The organism is Streptomyces sp. NPDC054841, from assembly GCF_053611045.1.
Genome location: NZ_JBSGZO010000561.1, coordinates 1 through 5,127, shown reverse-complemented (window position 1 = coordinate 5,127; position 5,127 = coordinate 1). Strand labels below are relative to the sequence as shown.

Genomic DNA, 5,127 nt, shown 5'->3' with positions numbered 1-5,127 from the left:
GCCGACGCCTGTATCCGACGCCTGTATCCGAAGCCAAAAGGTCACTTAAGGGCTGAAGCCCAGGTCATCCGGACTTACGGGTCCACAGAAGGGTGCCAAACGGTCTTGGCGCCCGGATTCTGGACGAGGTCTTCCGCTGAGCGGACCAGGGTCGCTACATTCCCTCGCAATGAAACGCCCCGTGGCAGCGCCGCCGCGGAGCGCAGCCGGTGTGCCATGGCCTGCCGGCGGCCTCTCCGTGCGTCGCCGATGGGACCGGTGCCGCTGGACCGCGAGAGCGTCGCCGTCACTCACCTCGAAAGAGAGGGCGTCGTGACCGCGGAGACCTCCCAGACGCTCGACCGGGGACTGCGTGTCCTCAAACTGCTCGCCGACACCGACCACGGCCTGACCGTCACCGAGTTGTCCAACCGGCTCGGTGTCAACAGGACCGTCGTCTACCGTCTGCTCGCCACCCTGGAACAGCACGCCCTCGTCCGCCGTGACCTGGGTGGCCGGGCCAGGGTGGGGCTCGGCGTGCTCCGCCTGGGCCGGCAGGTTCATCCGCTGGTACGGGAGGCGGCGCTGCCCGCGCTGCGCTCGCTCGCCGAGGACATCGGCGCCACCGCCCATCTCACGCTGGTCGACGGGGCGGAGGCGCTCGCGGTCGCGGTCGTCGAACCCACCTGGACGGACTACCACGTCGCGTACCGGGCCGGATTCCGCCACCCGCTGGACCGGGGCGCGGCGGGCAAGGCGATCCTCGCGGCCCGTCAGGGCGGTCTCACCGAGCCCGCGTACACCCTCACCCACGGCGAACTGGAGGCGGGCGCGAGCGGTGCGGCCGCGGCGCTCATCGGGGTGACGGGGATAGAGGGAAGCGTGGGCGTCGTCATGCTCGCGGACTCCGTCCCCGATCGCGTGGGCCCGCGCGTCGTCGACGCGGCCCGCGAGGTCGCGGACGCGCTGCGCTGACCTTCCGGGCCTCCGGCCCCGGCCCCGGGACGGTCCCGGGGCGCCACCGGGACCAGGCGGGCCCGCACGTACCAGGTGCCGTGACCGCCCCCTGGCCCAAGCGATCCACGGAGTCCGGGCGGCCTCCGGCCCCGACCGGGACCGGGGTCGGTTCGGGCCCCGCGGGGGGACCGATACATTGACACCGTGTTCTCTCGCCTCAATCGTCTCTCGCGCCCCCGGGTTCTCGCCGTCTGCGCCCTGCCCGTCGGCGCGCTGCTCGTGGTCGCGGGGCTCGCGCCGCTGCCGTTCACCGTGGCCCAGCCGGGGCAGACCACGAATGTGCTGGGGGCGGACAAGGGGAAGCCGGTGATCACGATCACCGGGGCGCCCGTTCGCAAGACGGACGGGGCGCTGCGGATGACGACGATCCTGGCGACGGGGCCGTCGGTGGACGTCGATCTCGGGGACGTGGTGGACGCCTGGTTCCGTACGGACAGTGCGGTGCTGCCGCGCGACTCCGTCTACCCTTCCGGGCAGTCCGACGAGGAGATCGAGAAGCACAACACCGCCGAGATGGAGAAGTCCCAGGACAGCGCGGTGCAGGCCGCCCTGGGCTACCTCAAGAAGAGCCCGGACAGCGTGAAGGTCACCCTGAACCTCGCGGACGTCGGCGGGCCCAGCGCCGGTCTGATGTTCTCGCTCGGCATCGTGGACAAGCTCGAAGGCGACGGCACGGGCGGCGATCTCACCGGCGGCCGCAGCATCGCCGGTACGGGCACGATCGACGCGGACGGCAAGGTCGGCGCGGTCGGTGGGGTGTCCCTGAAGACGCAGGCGGCGGCGCGCGACGGAGCGACCGTGTTCCTGGTGCCGAAGGCCGAGTGCTCGGCGGCCGAAGCCGAGCTCCCCGACGGGCTGCGGCTGATCCCCGTCACGGAGCTGAAGGACGCCGTGGCCTCGCTCAAGGCGCTGGAGAAGGGCGGGAAGGTTCCTTCCTGCTGAGCCTGTCGCGTTGCCCGGACCACGTGGCGTCCGGCGCACGTGGCGTCCGGCGCGCGCCGTGCATGCTGCGCCGGCACGGGAACACGCTGTCAGCCGGCGTCCTCCGCGGCCTGCTCCACCAGCGGGATGATCCGCAGCGGCACCGGGTTCTCCATCACGATCGCCGTGGACGCCCGCACGATGCCCTCGAAGCCGACGACCCGGTCGATCACCCGTTGAAGGTCGGCGTTGGAGCGGGCGACGAGCCGGCAGAGCATGTCGCCGTGGCCGGTCGTCGTGTGCAGCTCCAGCACCTCGGGCACGGTGGCCAAATGGGCCCGTACGTCGGCGCCTTGCCCTTGTTTGATCTCCAGCGTCGCGAACGCGGTGACCGGATAGCCGAGGGCCGCCGGATCGACGTCGGGGCCGAAGCCCCGGATGACTCCGTTCGACTGAAGCCGGTCCAGCCGCGCCTGGACGGTGCCGCGGGCCACCCCGAGCCGGCGGGAGGCCTCCAGGACGCCGATCCTCGGCTCCCGTGCGAGCAGCACGATGAGCCTGCCGTCCAGATGATCGATCGCCACAGCAGCCTCCCGAGTAGTCATCCTGTACAGATGGCCCGCACAAATCGGATGCTAGCTGAGCAGGTTGCCCAGTCAATAGACAAACTATTGCGCAGCTTGTGGAAGGGGGGGAGTCTGCCGCCATGACTGAGACCCTGGATCACACCCCTCACACCGCCCGGCAGGCCGACCCCTTCCCGGTGAAGGGAATGGACGCGGTCGTCTTCGCCGTCGGCAACGCCAAGCAGGCCGCGCACTACTACTCCACGGCCTTCGGCATGAAGCTCGTCGCCTACGCGGGACCCGAGACCGGCAGCCGTGAGACCGCCTCGTACGTCCTGACCAACGGCGCGGCCCGCTTCGTGTTCACCTCCGTCATCAAGCCGGCCACCGACTGGGGCCGCTTCCTCGCCGACCACGTCGCCGAGCACGGCGACGGCGTGATCGACCTGGCCATCGAGGTGCCGGACGCCCGCGCCGCCTACGCGTACGCGACCGAGCACGGCGCCCGCGGCATCACCGAGCCGTACGAGATCAAGGACGAGCACGGCACGGTCGTCCTCGCCGCCATAGCCACGTACGGCAAGACCCGCCACACCCTCGTGGACCGGTCCGGCTACGACGGCCCGTACCTGCCCGGCTTCGTCGCCGCCGACCCGATCGTCGAGCCCCCGGCCAAGCGGACCTTCCAGGCCATCGACCACTGCGTCGGCAACGTCGAGCTCGGCAGGATGAACGAGTGGGTGGCCTTCTACAACAAGGTCATGGGCTTCACCAACATGAAGGAGTTCGTCGGCGACGACATCGCCACCGAGTACTCGGCGCTGATGTCGAAGGTCGTCGCGGACGGCACGCTCAAGGTGAAGTTCCCGATCAACGAGCCCGCGATCGCGAAGAAGAAGTCGCAGATCGACGAGTACCTGGAGTTCTACGGCGGGGCCGGCGTCCAGCACATCGCGCTCGCCTCGAACGACATCGTCGCGACCGTACGCAGCATGCGCGCGGCCGGGGTCCAGTTCCTGGACACGCCCGACTCGTACTACGACACGCTCGGCGAGTGGGTCGGCGACACGCGCGTGCCGATCGAGACCCTGCGCGAGCTGAAGATCCTCGCCGACCGCGACGAGGACGGCTACCTGCTGCAGATCTTCACCAAGCCGGTCCAGGACCGGCCGACCGTCTTCTTCGAGATCATCGAGCGGCACGGCTCGATGGGCTTCGGCAAGGGCAACTTCAAGGCGCTCTTCGAGGCGATCGAGCGTGAGCAGGAGAAGCGCGGAAACCTGTGACCCGCTGACCCGCACCGGGTCCCTCGCCGGCCTGCGGCTCCACGGTCCTGACCCCGTGGACCGCGGGCCGGCGGCTTTTCCTGCCCGCACCGCCGCAGGCCGTTATGGTCGGCGTATGGCCAGGATCAACGACGTCGGAGGGCTGCAGGGCTTCGGGCCCATCGACACCGCCGACGACACCGAGCCCTTCCACGCCGACTGGGAGGCCCGGGTCTTCGCGCTAAACTCCGCGCTCATCGCCCGCAAGGTGTACAACCTCGACGAGTTCCGCGACGCGATCGAGTCCATGGCGCCGGCCGAGTATCTGGCGGCGTCGTACTACGAACGCTGGTTCTTCGCGATCCGTACGCTCCTGGAGCGCAAGGGCGTCATCGAGGCGGGCGAGCTCGATGACTGACCGCTTCCGCACCGGCGCGCGCGTACGCACGGTCCACCACGACCCCCCGCACCACACCCGCCTGCCGCGCTACGCCCGCGGGAAACACGGCACCGTCGTCGAGCCGGAGGGCCCCGCGCTCCTCGCCGACCGGAACGCGCGCGGGACGGGCGACGCGCCCCGGGAACAGGTGTACGCGGTCAGATTCGCCGCCCGGGACCTGTGGGGCGCCGGCGACCACCACGTCGTACTCGACCTGTTCGAGAGCTATCTGGAGGACGACCAGTCGTGACCGGCCAGCACACCGACGCGGTGATCTCCCGCCGGGTACGCCGCCTGGAGACGCTCCTGGAGGAGCGCGGCCTCGTCGCGGGCGCCGCGCTCGACGAGGTGCTCGACGCCTTCCTGACGGGCGCCTCCCCGGCGAACGGCGCGCGCGTCGTCGCCCGCGCCTGGACCGACCCTGCCTTCCGCGCCCGTCTCCTCGCCGACGGCACCTCCGCCGTCGCCGAACTCGGCCTGTCCGCCGGCGGAGTCCAGCCACAGCGGCTGCGCGTCGTCGAGAACACCGCGGACACCCACAACGTCGTCGTCTGCACGCTCTGCTCCTGCTACCCGGTCCGACTGCTCGGCCCGTCCCCCAGCTGGTACAAGAGCGAGGCGTACCGGTCCCGCGTGGTCCGCGAGCCCCGCGCGGTGCTCGCGGAGTTCGGCCTCCACCTCCCGGCCACCACCCGCATCACGGTCTGGGACTCCACCGCGGAGACCCGCTACATGGTCCTCCCCGCCCGCCCCGCCGGTACGGAGGACCTGGACGAGGCCGCACTCGCCGCGCTCATCCCGCGCAACGCCCTCATCGGCACAGCGGTGCTGTGACTGACGATGCCGGGGGGTAGGAATACCCCCGGCGCTTTTCCGCGTCCTCGGGGCGGCGTGTCTCTCTGCCTGGGTTCGGGGTTGGGGAAGAAGCTCCCCGGCGCGT

General features: G+C 70.7%; 7 protein-coding genes. 6 read left to right on the top strand and 1 reads right to left on the bottom strand.

Annotation, left to right across the window (positions count from 1 at the left end; genetic code table 11):
• The first annotated feature begins 312 nt into the window (after positions 1 to 312).
• The gene (locus ACWGI8_RS39170; protein ID WP_453668215.1) at positions 313 to 954 is read left to right on the top strand and encodes an IclR family transcriptional regulator; all 642 of its coding nucleotides are present in this window, start codon (positions 313 to 315) and stop codon (positions 952 to 954) included.
• 186 nt (positions 955 to 1,140) lie between these two features.
• Positions 1,141 to 1,938, top strand: a complete 798-nt coding sequence (locus ACWGI8_RS39165; RefSeq protein WP_453668214.1) for a S16 family serine protease — start codon at positions 1,141 to 1,143, stop codon at positions 1,936 to 1,938.
• A gap of 89 nt (positions 1,939 to 2,027) precedes the next feature.
• Here ACWGI8_RS39165 and ACWGI8_RS39160 read toward each other — a convergent pair whose 3' ends face one another.
• Positions 2,028 to 2,501, bottom strand: a complete 474-nt coding sequence (locus tag ACWGI8_RS39160; RefSeq protein ID WP_453668213.1) for an Lrp/AsnC family transcriptional regulator — start codon at positions 2,499 to 2,501, stop codon at positions 2,028 to 2,030.
• Positions 2,502 to 2,623: 122 nt separating this feature from the next.
• Here ACWGI8_RS39160 and hppD point away from each other — a divergent pair, with 122 nt between their 5' ends.
• From hppD to nthA, 4 genes are all read left to right on the top strand, one after another.
• Complete coding sequence (gene hppD, locus ACWGI8_RS39155; protein ID WP_453668212.1) at positions 2,624 to 3,769, top strand: 4-hydroxyphenylpyruvate dioxygenase; 1,146 nt, start codon at positions 2,624 to 2,626, stop codon at positions 3,767 to 3,769.
• A gap of 115 nt (positions 3,770 to 3,884) precedes the next feature.
• Entirely contained in the window at positions 3,885 to 4,166 is a 282-nt protein-coding gene (locus tag ACWGI8_RS39150; RefSeq protein WP_453668211.1) for a hypothetical protein, read from the top strand.
• The gene (locus ACWGI8_RS39145) at positions 4,159 to 4,437 is read left to right on the top strand and encodes an SH3-like domain-containing protein (protein WP_453668210.1); all 279 of its coding nucleotides are present in this window, start codon (positions 4,159 to 4,161) and stop codon (positions 4,435 to 4,437) included. Before ACWGI8_RS39150 ends, ACWGI8_RS39145 begins: the two co-directional genes overlap by 8 nt.
• On the top strand, positions 4,434 to 5,021 hold the full coding sequence (gene nthA / locus ACWGI8_RS39140) for a nitrile hydratase subunit alpha (RefSeq protein ID WP_453668209.1): 588 nt from the start codon (positions 4,434 to 4,436) through the stop codon (positions 5,019 to 5,021). The genes ACWGI8_RS39145 and nthA overlap by 4 nt, the downstream gene beginning before the upstream one ends.
• Positions 5,022 to 5,127 lie beyond the last annotated feature (106 nt).

Excerpts from the sequence above, each read along its gene's own strand:
- hppD (WP_453668212.1), top strand. The coding sequence starts at position 2,624 with ATGACTGAGACCCTGGATCACACCCCTCACACCGCCCGGCAGGCCGAC.
- ACWGI8_RS39150 (WP_453668211.1), top strand. The coding sequence starts at position 3,885 with ATGGCCAGGATCAACGACGTCGGAGGGCTGCAGGGCTTCGGGCCCATC.
- ACWGI8_RS39145 (WP_453668210.1), top strand. The coding sequence starts at position 4,159 with ATGACTGACCGCTTCCGCACCGGCGCGCGCGTACGCACGGTCCACCAC.